This window comes from Shewanella sp. SR1 (assembly GCF_020447145.1).
In the GTDB taxonomy this organism is placed as follows: domain Bacteria; phylum Pseudomonadota; class Gammaproteobacteria; order Enterobacterales; family Shewanellaceae; genus Shewanella; species Shewanella baltica.
Genome location: NZ_JAJAEF010000002.1, coordinates 188,008 through 209,544 on the forward strand (window position 1 = coordinate 188,008; position 21,537 = coordinate 209,544).

General features: G+C 46.5%; 16 protein-coding genes. 6 read left to right on the top strand and 10 right to left on the bottom strand.

Translation table 11 applies throughout. From position 1 onward, the window contains the following. Positions 1 to 287 precede the first annotated feature (287 nt). Positions 288 to 3,671, top strand: a complete 3,384-nt coding sequence (locus tag KV201_RS02745; RefSeq protein WP_226058438.1) for a glycosyl hydrolase family 18 protein — start codon at positions 288 to 290, stop codon at positions 3,669 to 3,671. 167 nt (positions 3,672 to 3,838) lie between these two features. Here the strand turns inward: KV201_RS02745 and KV201_RS02750 are convergent, their stop codons facing one another. Both KV201_RS02750 and KV201_RS02755 read right to left on the bottom strand, forming a co-directional pair. Continuing rightward, positions 3,839 to 4,903 carry a 3-deoxy-7-phosphoheptulonate synthase gene (locus tag KV201_RS02750; RefSeq protein WP_006086250.1) on the bottom strand — a complete coding sequence of 355 codons (1,065 nt, stop codon included), beginning with the start codon at positions 4,901 to 4,903 and terminating at the stop codon, positions 3,839 to 3,841. Between the two features lie 182 nt (positions 4,904 to 5,085). After that, a complete protein-coding gene (locus KV201_RS02755; protein WP_006081952.1) occupies positions 5,086 to 5,898 on the bottom strand; it encodes a pyruvate, water dikinase regulatory protein in 813 nt (270 codons plus the stop codon). A gap of 124 nt (positions 5,899 to 6,022) precedes the next feature. Here KV201_RS02755 and ppsA point away from each other — a divergent pair, with 124 nt between their 5' ends. The 4 genes from ppsA (at position 6,023) to KV201_RS02775 (ending at position 12,690) form a co-directional block, all read left to right on the top strand. Continuing rightward, positions 6,023 to 8,392: a phosphoenolpyruvate synthase gene (gene ppsA / locus KV201_RS02760; RefSeq protein ID WP_006081951.1), complete on the top strand. Its 2,370-nt coding sequence runs from the start codon at positions 6,023 to 6,025 to the stop codon at positions 8,390 to 8,392. 98 nt (positions 8,393 to 8,490) lie between these two features. Next, entirely contained in the window at positions 8,491 to 11,532 is a 3,042-nt protein-coding gene (locus KV201_RS02765; RefSeq protein ID WP_226058439.1) for an FAD-binding and (Fe-S)-binding domain-containing protein, read from the top strand. A 122-nt stretch (positions 11,533 to 11,654) separates the two neighbouring features. Continuing rightward, positions 11,655 to 12,128, top strand: coding sequence for a DUF1285 domain-containing protein (locus KV201_RS02770; RefSeq protein WP_012587471.1), 474 nt, complete (start codon positions 11,655 to 11,657; stop codon positions 12,126 to 12,128). Positions 12,129 to 12,273: 145 nt separating this feature from the next. Then, positions 12,274 to 12,690 carry a MarR family winged helix-turn-helix transcriptional regulator gene (locus KV201_RS02775; RefSeq protein ID WP_006081948.1) on the top strand — a complete coding sequence of 139 codons (417 nt, stop codon included), beginning with the start codon at positions 12,274 to 12,276 and terminating at the stop codon, positions 12,688 to 12,690. A 137-nt stretch (positions 12,691 to 12,827) separates the two neighbouring features. On the opposite strand, the gene KV201_RS02780 is transcribed toward KV201_RS02775, so the two are convergent. Further along, positions 12,828 to 13,172, bottom strand: a complete 345-nt coding sequence (locus tag KV201_RS02780) for a hypothetical protein (RefSeq protein ID WP_006081947.1) — start codon at positions 13,170 to 13,172, stop codon at positions 12,828 to 12,830. A 192-nt stretch (positions 13,173 to 13,364) separates the two neighbouring features. Continuing rightward, complete coding sequence (locus KV201_RS02785) at positions 13,365 to 14,399, bottom strand: Glu/Leu/Phe/Val dehydrogenase dimerization domain-containing protein (RefSeq protein ID WP_226058440.1); 1,035 nt, start codon at positions 14,397 to 14,399, stop codon at positions 13,365 to 13,367. Positions 14,400 to 14,679: 280 nt separating this feature from the next. Between KV201_RS02785 and KV201_RS02790 the strand changes: the two genes are divergently transcribed. Then, on the top strand, positions 14,680 to 15,129 hold the full coding sequence (locus KV201_RS02790) for a DUF4826 family protein (protein ID WP_006081945.1): 450 nt from the start codon (positions 14,680 to 14,682) through the stop codon (positions 15,127 to 15,129). A gap of 176 nt (positions 15,130 to 15,305) precedes the next feature. Here the strand turns inward: KV201_RS02790 and KV201_RS02795 are convergent, their stop codons facing one another. The 6 genes from KV201_RS02795 to KV201_RS02820 all read right to left on the bottom strand — a co-directional run bounded on the left by KV201_RS02795 (position 15,306) and on the right by KV201_RS02820 (position 21,337). Beyond that, positions 15,306 to 16,445 (bottom strand): cupin domain-containing protein, encoded by a 1,140-nt coding sequence (locus KV201_RS02795; RefSeq protein WP_226058441.1) that lies wholly within the window; start codon positions 16,443 to 16,445, stop codon positions 15,306 to 15,308. A 117-nt stretch (positions 16,446 to 16,562) separates the two neighbouring features. Continuing rightward, complete coding sequence (purB, locus tag KV201_RS02800; protein WP_226058442.1) at positions 16,563 to 17,933, bottom strand: adenylosuccinate lyase; 1,371 nt, start codon at positions 17,931 to 17,933, stop codon at positions 16,563 to 16,565. 29 nt (positions 17,934 to 17,962) lie between these two features. Next, on the bottom strand, positions 17,963 to 18,580 hold the full coding sequence (hflD, locus tag KV201_RS02805; RefSeq protein ID WP_226058443.1) for a high frequency lysogenization protein HflD: 618 nt from the start codon (positions 18,578 to 18,580) through the stop codon (positions 17,963 to 17,965). A gap of 3 nt (positions 18,581 to 18,583) precedes the next feature. Then, on the bottom strand, positions 18,584 to 19,702 hold the full coding sequence (gene mnmA, locus KV201_RS02810; RefSeq protein WP_226058444.1) for a tRNA 2-thiouridine(34) synthase MnmA: 1,119 nt from the start codon (positions 19,700 to 19,702) through the stop codon (positions 18,584 to 18,586). Between the two features lie 293 nt (positions 19,703 to 19,995). Continuing rightward, positions 19,996 to 20,484 carry an NUDIX hydrolase gene (locus tag KV201_RS02815; protein WP_011847004.1) on the bottom strand — a complete coding sequence of 163 codons (489 nt, stop codon included), beginning with the start codon at positions 20,482 to 20,484 and terminating at the stop codon, positions 19,996 to 19,998. 67 nt (positions 20,485 to 20,551) lie between these two features. Continuing rightward, entirely contained in the window at positions 20,552 to 21,337 is a 786-nt protein-coding gene (locus tag KV201_RS02820; RefSeq protein WP_226058445.1) for an rRNA large subunit pseudouridine synthase E, read from the bottom strand. Between the last annotated feature and the right edge of the window lie 200 nt (positions 21,338 to 21,537).

Here is a 21,537-nt window from a genome sequence, read left to right on the forward strand (position 1 = left end):
AAAGCCGCCTTCTAAGAGGGCGGATTCTTTACTACTAACCTTTTAGGCGGCTATGCATAGCAGATAATATTTTAAACTCATTATTTAAGTATAAGTCATTAAAAGTAATGTAATTTTTATATTTTGTCATATCTAGTTATTTAATATAACACTTTAAAGGTTAACAAATTACTTACATTGAGCTACCTTGAATATTCCGCAGTAACCCCTTTGTTGTCATCTGACGTTGTATGTGCTCGTGTAAAGGACTATTTCGGTAACATACTATAATAAAAGAGGATTTCAACATGATCTGTAATATACCTTGGGTAATGAAGCAACAACGATTCGCGTGGTTAATGGCCACAGCTATGGCGGGTTTCAGTTATTCTCAAACGGCTGGAGCAGTGAGTTGCCAAGATATAGCAGCTTGGAACAGTAGCCAAATCTACGCAACCGTCACGCCTGTTACCTACGATAATTATCTCTATCAAAATAAGTGGTGGACCCAGAATGAAAACCCGAGCCAAACAGGGCAGTGGGGCGTATGGGAAAACAAAGGCGTGTGTGATGGTGCGCAAAACCAAGCGCCTACACTGGTCATCTTACAGCCGCAAAACAATGTGAGTGTGAATTTAGTGGATGTTGTCGTGCTGCAGGCCAATGCATCTGATGTTGACGGTACCGTTTCGAGCGTAAATTGGTTTGCAAATGGTCAGGCGGTAACGAGCCCTTGGACGACTAATGCGATCGGCAGTGTCCAGCTTAAAGCGGTAGCAACCGATGACAAAGGTGCGACGACCGAGAAAAGTGTTGTGCTAACCGTTATCAATGCTACGAGTGAAAACTTACCGCCTTCGACAGAAATTTTGTCACCTCTCAATGACAGCGCTGTCATTGTCGGCAACTCAGTAACCATTAGCGCGAATGCGAGCGATCCTGATACGGGCGATAGCATTACTAAAGTTGAGTTTTATCTTGATAGTCAATTGATTGCGACTGATAACAGTGCACCCTATTCGGCAACATGGCAGGCTGCAGGAGTCGGTGTGCATCAATTACAAACCCGTGCCTACGATAGTCACAATACCAGCGGCTTGTCGGCAATCATCAAACTCAATGTTGTCGCAGCTAATCAAGCGCCGAGCGTGACATTAACCGCGCCGCAGTCCAACTTTCAAACAGATTTAGGCACGGTGTTATCACTCGCAGCAACTGCGACTGACAGTGATGGCGATGTGGCCAGCGTGCGCTTTTATGCTAACGGTGTGCTCGTTGCTGAAGATGCAACCGCGCCATACAGTGCACAATGGACTGCCATTGAAAACGGTGACATTCGTTTCACCGCTGAGGCGATTGATAATCTTGGCCTGACAACATTATCAACCGCGGTTATTGGCCGAGTAGGTCAAGCACCAACTGATAATGAGGCTTGCCGTCCTGAAGGTTTAGTGGGTGATTCAGTATATTGCGATGTGTACGATGAACAGGGCCGCGAAAAAATGGGTAGCGATCACGCCCGCCGCGTTATCGGTTACTTTACTTCGTGGCGCACGGGTAAAAATGGCCAGCCGAGTTATCTCGCAAGTGATATTCCGTGGGATAAAATTACCCACATCAATTATGCATTTGCGCATATTGATTCGAATAACAAGGTCTCTATTGGCGACCCCAATAGTGCGACGAACGCGGCAACAGGATTAGAGTGGCCGGGCGTTACAGGCGCTGAGATGGATCCCGAGTTTGATTACAAAGGCCATTTTAACTTGCTCAATAAGTATAAAAAACGCCATCCAAACGTTAAGACTTTAATCTCGATTGGTGGTTGGGCTGAAACGGGCGGTTATTTTGATGATAACGGCAATCGCGTTGCCAGTGGTGGTTTCTATGAGATGACTCAGACGACGCAAGGGATTGAAATCTTTGCCGATTCTGTGGTGACTTTCTTACGCACTTACAGCTTTGATGGGGCGGATATCGACTATGAGTACGCGACATCAATGGCTAAATCCGGTAATCCTGATGATTTTGCGATGTCAGAGCCAAAGCGTGCGACCTTGTTTAAACAGTACGAACAGCTGATGAAAACCCTGCGTGAAAAACTCGATGCAGCCAGCAAGCAAGATGGTAAGCACTACATGTTGACCGTTGCAGCGCCAGCATCGGGTTATTTGTTACGTGGGATGGAGGCGTATCAGATGACCCGTTATCTCGATTACGTCAATATTATGAGCTATGACTTGCACGGCGCGTGGAATGATTTTGTCGGTCACAATGCGGCGCTATTTGACACTGGTACAGATGCAGAACTTGCGCATTGGGATGTTTATAGTGCGGCGCAATATGGCGGCATTGGTTATCTCAATACCGATTGGGCATACCATTATTTCCGTGGTTCTATGCCGGCAGGGCGGATCAATATCGGTATTCCTTACTACACCCGTGGTTGGCAAAATGTAAGTGGTGGCACCAACGGTCTATGGGGCTTAGCGGCATATCCGGATCAAACGGCTTGTCCTGTGGGTACGGGTGATGGGGCGTCAAACTGTGGTTACGGTGCTCAAGGAATTGATAACCTCTGGCACGATAGTGATGTACGTGGCGATGAGATGTTCGCAGGCTCTAACCCTATGTGGCATGCTAAAAACTTGGAACTCGGTATCAGCGGCAGTTATTTAAGCCTTTATGGATTAGATCCGCAAACGAATGTCGCCGATCGACTGACGGGTACCTATGAGCGCCACTACGACGCTGTGGCAGAATCTTCATGGTTATGGAACCCGACCAAAAAGGTGTATCTGTCTACTGAAGACGAGCAAGCTATGGCGCGTAAAGTGCAATATGTGGTCGATAACGGCATTGGCGGCGTCATGTTCTGGGAATTAGCGGGTGACTTTGGCTGGCATCCAGAGCGTAACAATGGTCAGGGTGAGTTCTTTGTGGGTGATACTATGACTAGCATTGCGTACAACGGATTTGCGCAAGCAACCCCGTATGGTAATCGCACCAGCAATCAGGTAATGCCATCACAAACATTAGCCTTAACGGCAAGTTTATCTGGCTATAAAGTGGGCGACAGTAACTATCCGATTACGCCAACCTTAACCATCACCAATAATAGCCAAGTGACTATACCCGGCGGTGCTGAGTTTGAATTTGATATTTCAACTTCAACTTCAGCCGAAATTGCCGATCAATCGGGTACGGGGTTAACTGTGGTAACGGATGGTTCCAATGTGGCAGGAAATAACGTGGGCGGGTTGGAGAATGATTTCCACCATGTTCGCTTTATCTTGCCAACTTGGAAAAGTCTGGCACCTGGGGCAACGTTTGACGGCACTATTAAGTACTATTTGCCTGTCTCTATGCCATCAAACTTTACTGTGAGTTTTAATGGCACTCGATATGGATTTGGTGCGGCGAGTTCCGTTGTTCCACCTGTGGATTGTGCTGCAAATCCAAGTTTACCTGAATGCCAAGTACCTGTGGTGGATAGTTGTGAAGCGGCGAGTGTCGATACTGCGGGTATTCCTGCTTATCCAAATTTCCCGCAAAAGGACTATCAGGGAAATCCAAGTCATGCAGCAACGGGCGATCGGATGAAAAACAGTAGCGCTGTTTACCAAGCTAAGTGGTGGACCAACGCGGCACCTGGATCTTCTGCAGATTGGGCGTTTGTGTGTAATCTATAACATTGTTTATGCACTATAAAAGTGTGCAAAGCCGTCAGTCGTAGTGTGTTGCTGTCGGCTATAAATACAATGGGTATTAAACCGCTGTTAATAAAAAACCGATCAAAGATCGGTTTTTTTTATTGGAAAATGTATATCGCTTCGGACATATTTTTCAAGCGTTAGGCTTATTTTGCTAACAATGCTTTTCGCTCGCGGGAAGCAGCTGCTAGTTTACGTAGCAGGACTTCTGAGTCATCCCAATGTAAGCAGGCATCTGTGATGCTTTGGCCATAACAGAGTGGTTGGTCTGCAACGACTTTCTGGTTGCCTTCCTGTAAGAAGCTTTCAGCCATAATACCGGCGATGGCAGTGCTGCCTGCCCGCATTTGCGCCATGATTTCATCGGCCACGTTAAGCTGCTTAAGGTGGTTCTTTTCACTATTACCGTGGCTGAAATCAACCACCATACGTTGAGTGACCCCAACAGAGGCAAGTTGTTGACGTGCCTTTTCAATATCTTCGGCGTGGTAATTCGGCGTTTTGCCGCCGCGCAGAATGATATGACCAAACGGATTACCGTGGGTGCGATAGACCGCCATCGCGCCATCTTTATCCGGTGAATAGAAAATATGCGGAACTTGTGCGGCCCGCACTGCATCGACGGCGATATTGATATTGCCATCGGTACCGTTTTTGAAACCAACAGGACAAGACAGTGCCGAGGCCATTTCACGGTGAACTTGGCTTTCTGTGGTGCGTGCGCCAATTGCGCCCCAAGTAATGAGATCGGCGATGTACTGACCGTTCACCATATCTAAGAATTCGGTGGCGATAGGTAATTTTAATTCAGTGATTTGTTGCAGCAACTCGCGAGCAATACGTAAGCCTTTGTTTGGCTCGAAACTGCCATCAAGATCGGGATCAGAAATTAATCCTTTCCAGCCGACAATCGTGCGAGGTTTCTCAAAATAGACCCGCATTAAGATGCACAAATCATCTTTCAATTCTTGATGTAACGCGGCTAAGCGCTGCGCATAATCTAATGCCGCTTTGGTATCGTGTATTGAGCATGGGCCTATGATCACCAATAGACGTTGATCTTCACCCATAATAATGGCTTCGACTTCACGACGTTGCTGAACCAGATAATCGGCCGCATCTTGAGTTAATGGGAACTCAGATGCCAGTTGCGCAGGTGAGATGACTTTTGCTAATAAGGAAGTGCGTAGTTCGTCTGTTTTTATGGTCATTCAAAATACCGAGCTTGCGTGCGGCGCTTTTCGCCAGATTGCCTCGGATTATAACGAATCGAACCGAGTTGCACAGCGCCAATTGTGTTAATTGTCGGCAACTGTGCAATGAATTTGATTTAACTTAGATTGATTTAGCCTAAATTCACTCGGTTTATCTTGCTGCTTTTGGCTCTACAAGCTTAGAACATGTGCCGTTCTAGGCCCGTGACATCCAATATTTTGGTGGCAATTTCTTCTACTGAATGATTCGTTGTATCTATATAAGGAATGCGTTCACGTTTAAATAGCATTTCCACTTCTTTGACTTCTAAGCGGCACTGCTTGAGTGACGAGTAGCGGCTGTTTTCCATTCTGCTTTGGCGGATCTCATGTAAACGCACAGGATCAATCGTCAAGCCAAACAGTTTTTTCTTATTGCGTTTCAGCGCGTCGGGTAATTTAAGGTTATCCATATCATCTTCGGTGAAAGGGTAGTTCGCGGCTTTGATGCCAAACTGCATCGACAAATACAGGCTTGATGGCGTTTTGCCACAGCGAGACACCCCAAGTAAAACCAGATCGGCTTGATCCATGTGTTTCATGGTCTGACCGTCATCATTATCCATGGCGAAATTAATCGCATCGATACGCGCTTCATAGCCGTGATTTGCTTTCCCATGGGTGCGATGCAACACTGGCGAAGCTGAAACCCCTAAATGTTGTTCGAGTGGGGCCACAAAAGTATTCAAAAAATCATAATCTAAGCCTTCACTTGAGTAGATGATGTCGCGGATCTCCGCTTTTACGATCGAATGGAATACTAACGGCCGCTCACCTGTTGTAATAAAACAATCATTAATTTGTCGCTTAACTTGCTCCGCTTTCGTCAAAGTTTCGACGAATGGAATTGTAAGTGACTCAAATTCTAATGGAAATTGCGAGAGAACCGCATGACCAAAAACTTCAGCTGTGATCGCTGTCCCGTCGGAGATATAGAATACTTTTGGTGCCATACTGACCTCTTGTAGTAATAAAATTACAAATAAAATTATAGATTTACGCGTGTTCGACAGGAGTGTAAAATGCCGCTGCCCTCGTGTGAAGGGGCCACTGAAATAAACTTGCGGAGATAGAACTGTGCAGCAATACGTACTCTGGTATCAAGAATTAGGCATGGGTGACGTCAACTTGGTTGGCGGTAAAAATGCTTCTCTAGGCGAGATGATCAGCAATCTGGCCAATGCCGGTGTTCAAGTACCTGGCGGATTTGCGACAACTTCCCATGCGTTCAACGAGTTCCTTGAACAAAGCGGAGTTAACCAGAAGATTTATGACATTCTAGCCACACTGGATGTAGATGATGTCAATGCGCTGGCTAAAGTTGGTGCACAGATCAGGCAGTGGGTTATCGACACCCCATTTCAACCAGCATTAGAGCAAGCCATTCGTGAAGCTTACGATAAACTTGCCGCTGAAACTAGCGAAGCGTCATTCGCGGTACGTTCTTCTGCAACAGCTGAAGATATGCCAGATGCGTCTTTTGCGGGTCAGCAAGAAACTTTCTTAAACGTTAAAGGATTTGAATCTGTACTGACGGCTATCAAGCACGTTTACGCTTCACTCTTTAACGACCGCGCGATTTCTTACCGTGTTCACCAAGGTTACGAACACCACGGTGTTGCCTTGTCTGCTGGCGTGCAACGCATGGTTCGTTCAGACAAAGCGGCTTCAGGTGTGATGTTCACTATGGACACTGAATCTGGCAATAACGATGTCGTGTTTATCACTTCATCTTTTGGTCTGGGTGAAATGGTTGTTCAAGGCGCGGTAAACCCTGATGAATTTTATGTTCATAAACCTATTTTAGCCTTAGGTCACAAGGCTGTTGTGCGCCGTAATATCGGTAGCAAGCTCATCCAAATGGTGTATTCAGATGATGCTGCTCACGGCAAACAAGTCAAAATTGAAGATGTTGCAAGCGAGCAACGCCGTCAATTCTCAATCAATGACGCTGAAGTTGAAGAGTTGGCAAAACAAGCTGTGATTATCGAGCAACACTATGGTCGTCCAATGGACATCGAGTGGGCAAAAGACGGTAACGACGGCAAATTGTATATCGTTCAAGCGCGTCCAGAAACGGTTCGTAGCCGTGAAGATGTGCAATTGATTGAGCGTTATCACTTAAAGAGCCGTGGCGCTGTGATCTGTGAAGGTCGCGCTATCGGTCATAAAGTGGGAACCGGCGTAGCCAAAGTATTAACGTCAATCGCCGATATGGATCAAATCCAACCAGGTGACGTGTTAGTGACTGACATGACAGATCCAGATTGGGAACCTATCATGAAACGCGCGAGCGCCATCGTCACTAACCGTGGCGGTCGTACTTGTCACGCGGCGATTATCGCCCGTGAATTAGGTGTGCCAGCGGTGGTGGGTTGTGGTGACGTGACTGACCGTATCAAGAATGGTCAAATCGTGACTGTTTCTTGCGCTGAAGGTGACACTGGCTTTATCTACGAAGGTAAACAAGAGTTTGAAGTGATTTCAAACCGTGTTGACTCTTTGCCAGAACTGCCAATGAAAATCATGATGAACGTGGGTAACCCTGATCGTGCATTTGATTTCGCCCGTTTACCAAACGAAGGTGTGGGTCTAGCGCGTTTAGAATTCATCATCAACCGTATGATTGGTATTCATCCAAAGGCACTGCTCGAGTTCAATCAACAGGATGCAGCACTGCAAACTGAAATCAACGAGATGATCGCAGGTTATGAATCACCGGTTGAGTTCTACATTGCCCGTCTGGTTGAAGGTATTGCGACTATCGGTTCTGCTTTCTATCCGAAGAAAGTGATCGTGCGTATGTCAGACTTTAAGTCTAACGAATACGCAAACTTGGTTGGCGGTGACAGATACGAACCAGAAGAAGAGAACCCAATGTTGGGCTTCCGCGGTGCAAGCCGTTATATCTCTGAATCGTTCCGTGACTGTTTTGCCTTAGAGTGTGAAGCGATCAAACGTGTTCGTAACGACATGGGTCTGAAAAACGTTGAAGTCATGATCCCGTTCGTACGTACAGTTAAAGAAGCTGAACAAGTGATTGGCCTGCTGAAAGAGCAAGGTTTAGAGCGCGGTAAAGATGGTTTACGCGTCATCATGATGTGTGAAGTGCCTTCAAACGCCCTGTTAGCGGATCAATTCCTTGAGCATTTCGATGGTTTCTCTATCGGCTCAAACGATTTAACTCAGCTAACACTCGGTCTTGACCGTGACTCAGGTATCATCAGCCACTTATTTGATGAGCGTGATGAAGCCGTTAAAATGCTACTTTCTTTAGCCATTAAAGCGGCTAAAACTAAGGGTGCTTACATAGGTATTTGTGGTCAAGGTCCTTCAGATCACGCCGATTTTGCGGCTTGGTTGGTCGAGCAGGGCATAGATACTGTATCGTTAAATCCAGACACTGTGATTGATACTTGGTTGTATTTAGCCGAAGCTCACGGTTGATCTAGATTGTAATTTTATAAACTTGTTAAAAAAGCCGCTTTTTAGCGGCTTTTTTTTGTTTATAATGGCGCCATAACGATAATTGACAGAAGCTATCTATGCTACCCCTGCTATCACATCAACAAACATTAGAGCCAGTGTATTTGGCATACCTTGATGCACTGGAGCAAAGTGAGTATTCCGGTGATATAGACAAACGTTACAGCGCACGTTTAGTGCAAGCAACGGACAACTCTGTATATCAATTCTTACCTCAAGCTGTGTTATATCCTAAAAATCAGCAGGATATCCAAATTGCATTGACACTGGCTGCTACGGACGCATTTCGCAGCGTGACCTTCAGTGCACGTGGCGGCGGTACCGGTACCAACGGACAATCCCTGACCCATGGTTTGATTTTGGATGTGTCGCGTTACATGAATCGCGTGCTCGAAGTGAATGCTGAGCAAGGTTGGGTACGAGTTGAAGCTGGCGTCGTTAAAGATGCACTTAACGATGCATTGCGTCCCCATGGATTCTTTTTTAGTCCCGATTTATCCACCTCAAACCGCGCCACGATTGGCGGCATGATCAATACCGATGCCTCGGGTGCGGGCTCACTGGTTTACGGTAAGACGTCAGATCACGTGCTGGCGCTGCGTAGTGTGTTGATTGATGGCAGTGTGCTGGATACGCAGCCCCTAGACGCTGGACTACTGTGCAACCCCGATAACGTCAGTGATAATCCGTTGGGGCAGAAACTGATTTCTGCTGTGGCGGCGGTATGCCGCGAAAAGCGCACTCAGATTGAAAACCAGTTTCCTAAGCTCAACCGTTTCCTTACTGGCTATGACTTAAAACATGTGTGGAACGACAACCTGACGCAATTCGATTTATCACGGATTTTGACAGGCTCAGAGGGCACGCTTGCGGTGATAACCGAAGCTAAACTCAATCTCACCCCGCTGCCGACTGAGCGCGCTATGGTGAACATTAAGTACGATTCGTTCCAATCGGCATTGCGTCATGCGCCATCCTTAGTTGCCGCGCGGGCGACTGTGGTCGAAACCGTCGATTCAAAAGTGCTGAATTTAGCCCGCGAAGATATAGTCTGGCACTCGGTATCTGATCTGATTCAAGAAGTGCCGGGTAAAGTCATCGACGGCCTCAATATGGTCGAATTTGCTGGTGACACAGTAGAGGTTGAGCAAAAGCTTGCGAGTCTTGAAGCTGTCTTGACTGAGCAGATCAGCAAAGGCGAGTGCGGCGTATTGGGTTACCAAGTGACGCAAGACAAGCCAAGCATTGAAAAAATCTACGGCATGCGCAAAAAAGCCGTTGGCTTATTGGGCGCCACTAAAGGACGTCGTAAACCTATCGCCTTTGCGGAAGATACCGCGGTGCCGCCCGAAAAACTCGCCGATTATATTATGGAGTTTCGCGGAGTACTCGATGGTCATAATCTGCAATACGGTATGTTCGGTCATGTGGATGCGGGCGTGTTGCATGTTCGGCCCGCACTCGATATGTGCGATGTTGAAGATGAAAAACTATTGCGGGTGATTTCTGATCAAGTCGCGGCACTGACGCTTAAATACGGTGGCCTGATGTGGGGCGAACACGGTAAAGGCGTGCGTGGTGAATACGGTCCATCTGTCTTTGGTGATGAACTATACGGCGTTCTACAAGATATCAAAGGCTTGTTCGATCCCGACAACCGATTAAACCCCGGCAAGCTGGTGGCACCTAAACATACTGGCGCCCTCTATTACGATATCGACAGTGCTAAGCGCGGTAAGTTTGACCGACAAATCCCCATCGAAGTACGTGATGCATTCCCCGATGTGATGAACTGTAACGGCAACGGCCTGTGTTTTAACTACAGCAGCTATTCGCCCATGTGTCCGTCGTTTAAGGTGACGGGTGACAGAGTTCAATCGCCCAAGGGGCGCGCAGGGCTCATGAGAGAGTGGCTCAGGCTGCTGGAGGCTGAAGGGGTTGATGTCAACGCATTGGCCAAAGCAAAGCCCTTAGGTTTACTGCAGCGCGTTCAAAATACCCTGAACGCCCAGCGCGATTATGATTATTCCCACGAAGTGATGGAATCGCTCAAGGGCTGTTTGGCCTGTAAAGCCTGCTCAGGGCAATGTCCGGTCAAAGTGGATGTGCCTAAATTTAGGGCGCAGTTCTTTAATATCTACTATCAACGCTATTTAAGACCGGCGAAGGACTATCTCGTCGCAGGTATCGAAGATAGCTTGCCATTAATGGCCGCTGCACCGCGTCTTACTAACTTTGCCGCGCAAAATCCATTGAGCCAATGGGTGATTAAAAAGGCGATTGGTTATGTGGATGCCCCTGCGTTATCTGTGCCGACCTTAAAGCAAAGACTCGATGGTCATGCAAGCCGTGGTTACGACTTAGCTGCACTACAGGCAATTCCAGAAGAGGCGCGCTCGCAGTTTGTGCTGGTGGTGCAAGATCCCTTTAACAGTTTCTATGACTCTGGCCTTGTGCTGCGCTTTATCCAGTTGATTGAAAAACTCGGTTTAAAACCGGTGTTGTTACCTTATAAACCCAATGGCAAGCCAACGCATATCAAGGGATTTTTAGATAAGTTCGCGAAAACGGCGCAGTCGAGTGCGGACTTTTTGAACCAAGTCCATAAACTGGGCATGCCTATGGTCGGTATCGATCCAGCCTTAGTCTTGTGTTATCGCGACGAATACCGTGAAGTCTTAGGCGCTAATCGCGGTAATTTTGAGGTCAAGTTAGCCAACGAATGGCTACTTAATGTCATCAAAGATTTACCTGCAAAAGCTGCGCAAGGTAAGCAATATACCTGGTTTAGTCATTGCACTGAATCGACGGCCAAGCCAAATACCGCCAATGAATGGACTAAAATCTTTGCCCATTTTGGTGCTAAGTTAACCGCAGTCAATTTAGGTTGTTGTGGTATGGCCGGAACCTACGGCCATGAGGCGGAAAACCTCGAGCGCTCTAAAGCTTTGTTTGAGATGTCTTGGCAGCAAACTCTCGCTAAGATTGAACAGCCGCAAGTGTTAGTGTCAGGCTATTCTTGCCGTACCCAAGTGAAACGTTTTGCCGGTTACAAGCCAAAACATCCACTGGAGGCTTTGCTTGAGTTAGCAAATATCTAGTGGTGTTTATCACTTAGCTTCGCCAGTGAGCTTGTTATTATCCTCACTGGCATATCCCAGTGTTGAATGTCACACTAAAGCCAGCCGCAATGCTGGTTTTTTTATGGATGATGGAGGCCTAGATGGAAAAGATGACTGACAGTATTCAACACACACTCAAACAATTCGCCGCCGATAGCGCATTAACGACAACAACGCCATTGTGCAGTGAAGTCCCATTGTTTGACATTAACGCCTTGGGTGATTGGACGTATTTGGGTACATCGCTGCCAGCAAAGTTTGCTAAGTTGTTCGCCAGTATTTTGCATTGCATCGATGATGAGTATTTCTTAATTACCCCAGTGGAAAAGGTACGAGTGCAGGTTGAAGATGCGCCGCTGCTGATTGTCGATTTCGAGCGAGCGCAACCTCATTCTCTGCTCAATGTGAGCACCAGTATTGACACTCTGCACCACAATGTGGATATAAAGCAGATGAAGCTCACCGATGACAGTGTTTATTTGCCACTTGAGCGCGGGTTATGGGGAAAATTAGGCCGTGCTTGTTACTATAATTTTGTGAATGAATTCAATTTATCTGATCTAAATGAGCAGTGAGTTCGTAGGTTAATCGCATAATTAGCTGTGGTGTTAGCTAGTTTATTGCGGGTTAAGTGGTAGTATTAAAACTGACTCTGGCTTCTTATAATGGCGCACAGGGTAAGTGAAAACGCGTTAAAACCTTTGTTGTAGGAGGTGCTGTTTGAATCGTCATGAAAGCTTAGGCTATCTTGTTTCCCACTTAAATATCGAGCTGCAAAATGAGCTTGATCTGCATCTTAAGCGATATCAACTCGATATAAAACTGTGGCCTGTGCTGTTTGCTTTGTGGCAAGAGGAGGGCATCAGCCAAACTGAATTGTCTAAGCGTTGCGATGTGGCAAATTACACTATGACGCGTTTACTCGATCAGTTGCAGGTACAAGGTCTTATTACCCGCCATCAAGAAGCCGATAATCGGCGCGCCTTTCAAATCTTTTTGACCGATGAAGCCAAAGCGTTAGAGCAAGATCTGATTTGCGAAGCTGAGCGGGTCAACGAAAAGTTCCTGTCTAACCTCAGTGATGAGGAGCAGCAGCAGTTCGTCTTACTATTAAATAAAATCAATCGCTTGGCTTAATGATACGGATTCATTCGGTATGGAGGGAAACTGCGGTTTAGCCGTTTTCACGGCTATCTGTATGTAATTATCTAAGTTGAGCTCCCCAGTTTAATCCCATCACTCATCTGTCTCTTCACGGGATTAAACTGGCTCAATCAATTCAAGTAAAGTGCAAAGACGCAGAGTAGGCTGACGGCTATGACTGAGTGTTGCAAATAACGGCGGCTGGCTAACAAATTTTCTTTGCCTTGTTTTAGGCTGGCGACGAGTGTGTGCTGCTTATAAATTCGGCACATCAACTCATCGGTTTGGGGATCGATAAGCAGTTCAAACTTGCAAGGTGCGCCGTCTTTAAGTTGGATGGTATGTTCGCTCTGAGGCTTAAAATTCAGCTTGTGCGACACCATCTGGCCGTTGACAAAGACCCGCTCTAAACCGCTCCAATTACTGGCTTGCAGTTCAACTACATCTTGGTTGAGATCATACTTGAAACGGATCATAGCGCTATCCTGTGCTGGGACCTGAGAGGCTAATTCAAGCAGACAAATATGACGTTTTCCAGCGTGATTTAATGAATATTCTGTGTCGAAATTAAAAGCGCGGCTAAACCATGAGCTTAGCGCGAGATTAAATTTTAGATAACAAAAAAGCGACCAGAGGTCGCTTTTGGGGATGTTACGCGGGCAGAAAAATTACTTTTTTGCGGCTTCGATAATGGCTTTCGCCATTTCATCAGCTACAGCGCCGGTTGTACGGTTCTGTGCATCAGCTTGGCTGAAGATTTTCAGCAGTGTGTTGTAAATTTCTTCTACTTTGGCGGTAGACCTTGCGGCGTCGTAATCTTTTTCGAATGACACATTGATAATGCCGCCTGCGTTGATCACATAGTCTGGCGCGTACAGTATGCCCATTTCTTTCAGCTGTTCGCCGTGGCGTACTTCAGCTAATTGGTTGTTGGCACAGCCAGCAACAATTTTGGCTTTCAGTTGCGGTAAGGTCGCATCGTTTAAAGTTGCGCCAAGGGCGCAAGGAGCATACACATCCACATCTTGCGCGTAGATTTCTTGAGGCGCGACAACAATGGCACCAAAGTCGGTAGCGACTTTGTCTAACGAGGCTTGATGAATGTCGGTCACAATCAGTTCAGCGCCTTCGTTATGCAAGTGTTTGCACAGGTAATAGCCAACGTGACCCACGCCTTGAACGGCGATTTTAAGGCCTTTTAGGCTGTCTAAACCGAGTCTATGTTTAACCGCAGCCTTGATGCCTAAATAAGTGCCAAGGGCGGTGAACGGTGATGGATCGCCACTCTTGCCTTCAAGACCTGCCATATAAGGGGTTTCTTCATGGGCAATCATGATATCAGCTGTAGTAGTACCGACGTCTTCAGCTGAATAATAGCGGCCGCCAAGACTATTGATGAAGCGGCCAAAAGCGCGGAATAGGGCTTCGCGGTCTTGTCTTTTTGGATCGGCGATGATCACTGATTTGCCACCGCCCATGGTTAAACCGGCAAGGGCATTTTTGTAAGTCATGCCACGAGAGAGGCGTAATACGTCAGTCAGGGCTTCATCATCCGATTGGTAATTCCACATCCGGCAGCCACCCACGGCAGGGCCAAGGTTGGTGTTATGGATGGCGACAATGGCCTTTAAGCCACTTTCTTTATCATGACAGAATACGACCTGTTCATGTTCGTCAAAGGATACATGATTAAATACAGCCACGTGAATTTCTCCGCTATACACAATGAAAAAGCCGACGAGGTGAGTCCCCATCGACTGCTTGTTATATTTATTGCAGAACCATAGCATTTAGCGATACTCTCAACCATGCATAATGACCGAATAAATACATTATTTGTGGCAATTTAGCTTTCCACTTTACGTAAACGTAAGCTTTGCGGTTGAAAATGGATTGTACTGAATTTAATGTAACGAATAGAATGAATCGCGTACTGATCCCAAGAATTAGGTTCGCGTTATAACAATAAGATAGGACGGAAGTATGACTGAACAAGCTGTCGACCAAACTCAACAGAATTTATCAGCTGAAGAAGTGGAAAAGCTGCGTCAAGAGTGGGTCAGAACTCAATTTCAAAAAGCCAATCGTTTCCTCGCTGAAAAAGGCGTGATCCCAAGTAAAGTCTTGGCCGATGAAAGTCGTTATCTTGCGCCTTACATGGCGATTTGGAAAATGGAATCAAAGCGTCCCAGCAACAAAACCTATTGGGTGATGTCGGGCGATTTACCATCGGATTTCGTCGATGTGAAAGTGGCTGCAACGGCCCGTGATGCGGTGCGTCATTTCTCTATGATGTGGCAAATGCAGGCGGAAAACTTGGTACGTTCAGGTGCAACCCGTGATGCCACGCAGGCCAAATTTGCGCAATTACTGGTATCGCGCGCTGAGAGTTTATATCGTATGCACAATGACGATAAGCTGTGGAATGCCTAAGCTCAAATGAGTTGAGGATTGTATTGAGGTAGTATTGAGTTAATACAATCACTTGTGTTGATTGATACTGATAATTGAAATAACAATAAGGCACTCAATTGAGTGCCTTTTTTATACTGACTTTTATGCAGATTTCCTATGTTGAGAACAAGGTCATCGAGCAAAGTCGATAGGGCTTATTCTTCGCTGTCGCTTAAGTAGAAGAAACCTTGATTGATGAGTTTCAATAGTAAGGCTTGAACTTCTTCATGCTGACATATTTCAGTCGCTTCATCGGCGCTTAAGCTCACGTTATCGCTCAACTGTGCGATAACGTCTACCGGTGTATTTAGCAATTCGTGCACATCACCATTGATGAATAATCGCGGCGTGGCGTCATTTTCAAGGCGCAATACTTTCAAACCGCCGATACGGCTCACGCCAGCACCTTGGGCGAAGGCATCTTGCAAATCTTCAATGCTGTAAGCTTCTTCGCCTTCACACAAATCAAGCTCGAAACGGTTTTGACTGAGCAGTTTACCTAACACGATTTGGTAGCTATTGGGATCTTGGCTCAGCTGACTCAAGAGTGACATTATGCCCACTTGATGATCTTGGCTGACAATACCCGCTGAACTCGGTTCAGTTTGCGACGTGAAACGCTGCTGACCTAAGTTATTGTCGAGCAGGTAATCGGCGACTTCACTGATCAGCTCTTGCTGGCTTGGTGCACGAAAACCAATTGAGTAACTCATTGCCACTGTTAGGGTTTCGCCGCAATGCGGGAAACCAGGTGGAATATAAAGCATGTCGCCTTTTTCTAGCACCACATCGATAATTGGGGTGAAGTCTTCTACCAGCGGCGAGTTGGGATTGCCACCACGGCGTTGTTGCGGGGTATTGTCACCCACAGTCCAGCGACGCTCACCTTCGCCTTGAATGATAAACACATCGTAGTTATCGACGTGCGGGCCTACGCCGCCACTTGGGGTTGCAAATGAGGCCATCAAGTCATCGAAACGCCAGTCAGGTAAAAAGCGTAGCGCTTCAACTAATGGCTGCGAATCAGGATACCAATGGTTGACCGCTTGCACTAGCAACTGCCAATGGGTTTCGCCATAGCTGTCGTAATCTTCAAACGGGCCTTGAACCACTTCCCAGTTATCGTCTTTAGTAACGACGATACGCGAAGAGATTTCTTCTTCACAGGCGAGGCCTGCTAATTCATCGGCGCTGATCGGATCTTCAAACTGTGGAAACGCTTTTTTGATCAGTAGGGGTTTCTTTTGCCAGTACTCACTAAGAAACTGGGCGATATCGAGATTGAGTGTATACATAGTGTTAAAAAAGGCGACCACATCGCGCAGATGTGAGTCGCCTTAATCCTTATTTCTGTTTATGAAAGAGTATTGTCCATCGCCAATTTCAGTTAAAAACTAAGTTCAGTTAAAAGCTTACTTCAGTTCGTCGACAAACGTTTCGGCGCGACCAATGTAATTGGCGGGCGTCATTTTCTTCAGTTCAGCTTTCACTGAGTCTGGTAATTCAAGTCCGTCAATAAACACTGACAGTTGTTGCGCGTCGATACGTTTACCGCGCGTCAGTTCTTTTAATTTTTCGTATGGCTTTTCAATACCATAACGACGCATTACCGTTTGTACGGGTTCTGCTAACACTTCCCAGTTGTGATCTAACTCATCACGCAGATGCGCTTCGTTAACTTCTAACTTGCTGATGCCTTTTAAGGTCGCTTGATACGCGATCAACGCATGGGCAATACCCACGCCTAAGTTACGCAGCACAGTTGAGTCAGTTAAGTCACGTTGCCATCTTGATAACGGCAGCTTAGACGCTAAATGTTGCATCAGCGCGTTAGCGATACCTAAGTTACCCTCAGAGTTTTCAAAATCAATTGGGTTAACTTTGTGTGGCATAGTCGATGAACCGATTTCACCGGCGATAGTGCGTTGTTTGAAGTGACCTAGGGCAATGTAACCCCAAATGTCACGATCAAAGTCAATCAGCACTGTGTTGAAACGGGCAACCGCATCAAACAGTTCAGCAATGTAATCGTGTGGTTCGATTTGCGTTGTGTAGGCATTCCAGTGCAGGCCAAGGCTAGTCACAAAACGCTCAGACAGTTCATGCCAGTTAACTTCAGGATAGGCTGACAGGTGAGCATTGTAGTTACCTACGGCACCGTTCAGTTTGCCCATGATTTCAACATTGGCGATTTGTTTGATTTGACGTTCAAGGCGCACTGCGACGTTCGCCATCTCTTTACCAAGTGTTGAAGGTGAAGCAGGTTGGCCATGGGTGCGTGACATTAATGGCACAGAGCGATATTCAATCGCCAGCTTTTTAATCGCAGTCAGCAACTCGTTGCAGTATGGCAGTAATACTTGCTCACGGGCTTCAGTCAACATTAAACCGTGGCTTAAGTTGTTGATATCTTCGGAAGTACAGGCAAAGTGAACAAACTCACCAACCGCTGCTAACTCGGCATTACCCGCGATTTTTTCTTTGATAAAGTATTCAACTGCTTTCACATCGTGGTTAGTGGTGCTTTCGATAGCCTTAACACGCAGCGCATCTTGTTCGTTGAAATTGTCTTTAATACCATCGAGCACAGCGATAGCTGACGCGCTCAATGTTGGCACTTCGCTAATGTCTGGGCAGTCTGCTAACAGTTTTAGCCAATTGATTTCAACCTGAACACGGTACTTGGTAAGACCGAACTCGCTGAAAATCCCTCTCAATGACGCGGTTTTACTACCATAACGACCGTCTACCGGAGAGATAGCAGTTAGTGCGGAAAGATCCATGTGAAGCTCCTTGATGAACGCTAATTTTATTATAGGGTAAGACTTTTCTTGGCTGTATCGACTATGGCTTTGCGGGCGAAGACTAAGTGTCGACGCTTACCGCCTAGTTGGCGCCACAGTACAGCGCTGCGCATGGCCGCAAGCAGCAGAGCGCGAATTTTTTGTTGTACGATAGGGCGTTGCAAGCACACTGGATTACCAGAGATTTGGATTTTTGGCCCTAAATTACTGATGATGTCACTGTAAATGCTGGCAAGATTGGCAATCACTTGTTCATCTGTGATCGCAAAATGATGTAGCTGGCGATTCACTTGATTAATGCGCTCGGCCAACATGCCTAAACCGCTGTTAGAGCGAACTAATTTTCGCTCTAACGCCAACACGCCAACTAAATAGCGGGTGATTTCAACATCTTTTTGACTGCTGTCACCGAGCTGATTCAAGATCAGCTTGTAGCCTTTTTGCAATACGATTTTGTCTTGGTAGACATCGGGCGTATTGTCAGGATTAGTGACGAGAATGGTGTTTAAGCTCGCCGCGAGCTCGGCATTATCTAATTCGCCATGGCGGGCTAAATGTTGAACTTGGGCAATGGCTTGCAGTATGCCCGCAAACGCCATGGTCCGATTAACTAATTGCTCGTTCACGCTTTACCCTCGGATCAATTGATCTATGATGCCGCCACCTAAGCAGACTTCACCATCATAAAATACCGCAGACTGTCCTGGCGTCACCGCCGCAACAGGTTCATCGAAGACCACGCGTAAGGTGTGTTCATCTGTGTAGGTAAGAGTACAAGGCACATCTTGTTGGCGATAACGGGTTTTCACTGCGATATGACAGCCATCGATAGGTCCGGTTCTATCCACCCAATGCAGTTGGTTAACTGTCATGCCGGTCGACATCAAACGAGGATGGTGTCCGCCTTGACCTACGATCAATACGTTACGCTCAAGATCTTTATCGACAACATACCAAGGATCGTCATTGCTGTTTTTCATACCGCCAATGCCTAGGCCTTTACGCTGGCCTAAGGTGTGGTACATCAGCCCTTGGTGCGTGCCTATGATTTCACCTTCTGGGGTTTCGATATTACCAGGCTGCGCCGGTAAATAAGTGCCCAGGAATTCAGTGAACTTGCGCTCACCGATAAAACAGATGCCGGTGCTGTCTTTTTTATCATGGGTGATTAGGCCCATTTCTTTTGCGATTTCACGTACTTCATGTTTTTCCAATTCACCGACAGGGAACAGACTTCGAGCCACTTGCTCGTGGCTAAGGGTGTAGAGGAAATAACTTTGATCTTTATTGCCATCGACGCCACGGAGCATTTGTGTGCTGCCATCGCTAATATCGCGGCGGCGCACATAGTGGCCCATGGCGATGTAATCGGCGTCGAGGATTTCGTCGGCAAATTCTAAAAATGCCTTAAATTTGATTTCTTTGTTACACATGATATCGGGATTTGGCGTGCGGCCCGCTTTGTATTCAGCGAGGAAATACTCAAAGACATTGTCCCAATATTCGGCAGCAAAGTTGACTGTGTGTAGCTTGATCCCGAGCTTGTCGCATACGGCTTGGGCATCTTTTAAATCTTCTGCGGCAGCGCAGTACTCGTTGTTATCATCTTCTTCCCAGTTCTTCATGAAAAGGCCTTCAACCTGATAGCCTTGCTGCATAAGCAAATAGGCTGAAACAGATGAATCTACACCGCCGGACATGCCGACAATGACTTTTTTTCCTGTATGAGTGGGTTCGATTGATGTCATAGATCCTAAAAACCATTGAGTATGTGTGTTGGCTAGGTTGTTGAAGTTAAGCCGCGACATTGAGCGCGTAACAAAAGTGCCTAACCTAGCTTAAAAAATATGGGCTAGCTTTAAATCCAAGCTAACTTAAAAGCTAACTTAAAAATCAAAATCTTGGTGTCGTGCGAGCGGTCAGTAGAACTCGTATTTACGGCCTACTGTACAGTCTACTATTTAGCCACGTAGAGGCCGATAGGCACTAGCACATGCATAAGTTTAACAAGCAGTTTATGCGGGGCGGTATTCTATCACGCCTAACTCGCTTGGGCTATCGCGAGGCGGTCACTATTGAGTAAGGAGAGGGGATAAGTTTGGCCCTGTTGTGCGTTATTAAGATAGTCTTTTAGGCAATCGAGCACTAAGGGGCTGCGCAGTAAAGATGACTTGGCTTCTATCTGTGCAAAACTCAGCCAGTGCGCACTGTGGATAGCGTTGTCCTGCGGCGCAGGTGAGGGCATATCATCTAACTGCACGAAGAAGGTAAAGCGCACAAAGGCTAAGTCTTCACTGGCGCTAAATTGATAGATGCCGACGAGTCCTTGGGGGTTAAGTGATAACCCCGTTTCCTCATATACTTCGCGCTCACAGGCTTGGATTAAGCTTTCATTTGCTTCTAAGTGACCCGCTGGCTGATTAAAGCGCTGCTCGCCATCAATCCACTCTTCCACCATCAGATATTTGTCCTGTGAAGTCGCATGAATAATACAAGCGACGGTCACATTGGGTTTATATCTTTGGCTCATAGTGCCTCCTTTGAGTGGACATGGTGCCACTTTTTAGTGGCGTTGAGCGTAGAAACTTGGCTGAAAGTTAGACTTCATCACCGAGGCGGATACATTTATGCTCGCCCGATGGCAAATTATCTAGACTCCATTGGCCTATTTTATAACGGATTAATCTTAAGGTCGGAAAACCGATATGCGCTGTCATGCGTCTGACTTGGCGGTTGCGGCCTTCATGAATTTGGATTTCTAACCAAGTTGTTGGGATATTTTTGCGTTCTCTCACTGGCGGATTACGTGGCCCAATATCGGGTGAATCCATGATTTTGACTTTAGCAGGCAGCGTCATACCATCATTTAATTCAACACCTTGGCGCAGTTTCGTCAGTGCATCTTCCGTCGGCACGCCTTCTACTTGCACCCAATAGGTTTTAAATGTTTTCTTTTTCGGTTCTGTCAGTCTTGCCTGTAATTGACCGTCATTGGTCAGCAGTAACAAGCCCTCACTGTCTCTGTCTAAGCGGCCTGCGGCATACACGTCAGCAATGGGGATATAGTCTTTTAGGGTTTTGCGACCTTGTTCATCGGTAAACTGGCAAAGTACATCAAAAGGCTTATTAAACAGCACGATAATCGGTGCGAGCGTTTGGCTCTGCACCGGTTTTGCCGCTGCAATTGCGCGTCGATTAGGATTTTTAAAGGGTTCTTTCTTTAAACTGCCATTGGCATTACGCGCTGGCGCCACTTTGCTATCTACGGCGGTAGCGCGGTTGACAGGGCCTCTGCTCGCGGACTTAGCGGGTTTAATCGTGCTCTTGGCTGGGGAACTGGCGCTGGAATTGGCACGTTTAGGTGGAAACTTGTTTTTGTTCATACTTTTGCTAACAGGAGGTTGAGACACGCTTACCTGACTTGATTGAGTCGTTAATGTGGTCATAGTGTACTTGGCATTCGCCGTTAGTGGAATTTGAATATTATTGCGAATGCTCTATGATGTCGGCCAGAAAATGTGATCTGTGCCTAAATGTTTATTAGGTTTTAATGAGTCGTTGTAACAAATTTTAGCTTGCGTGC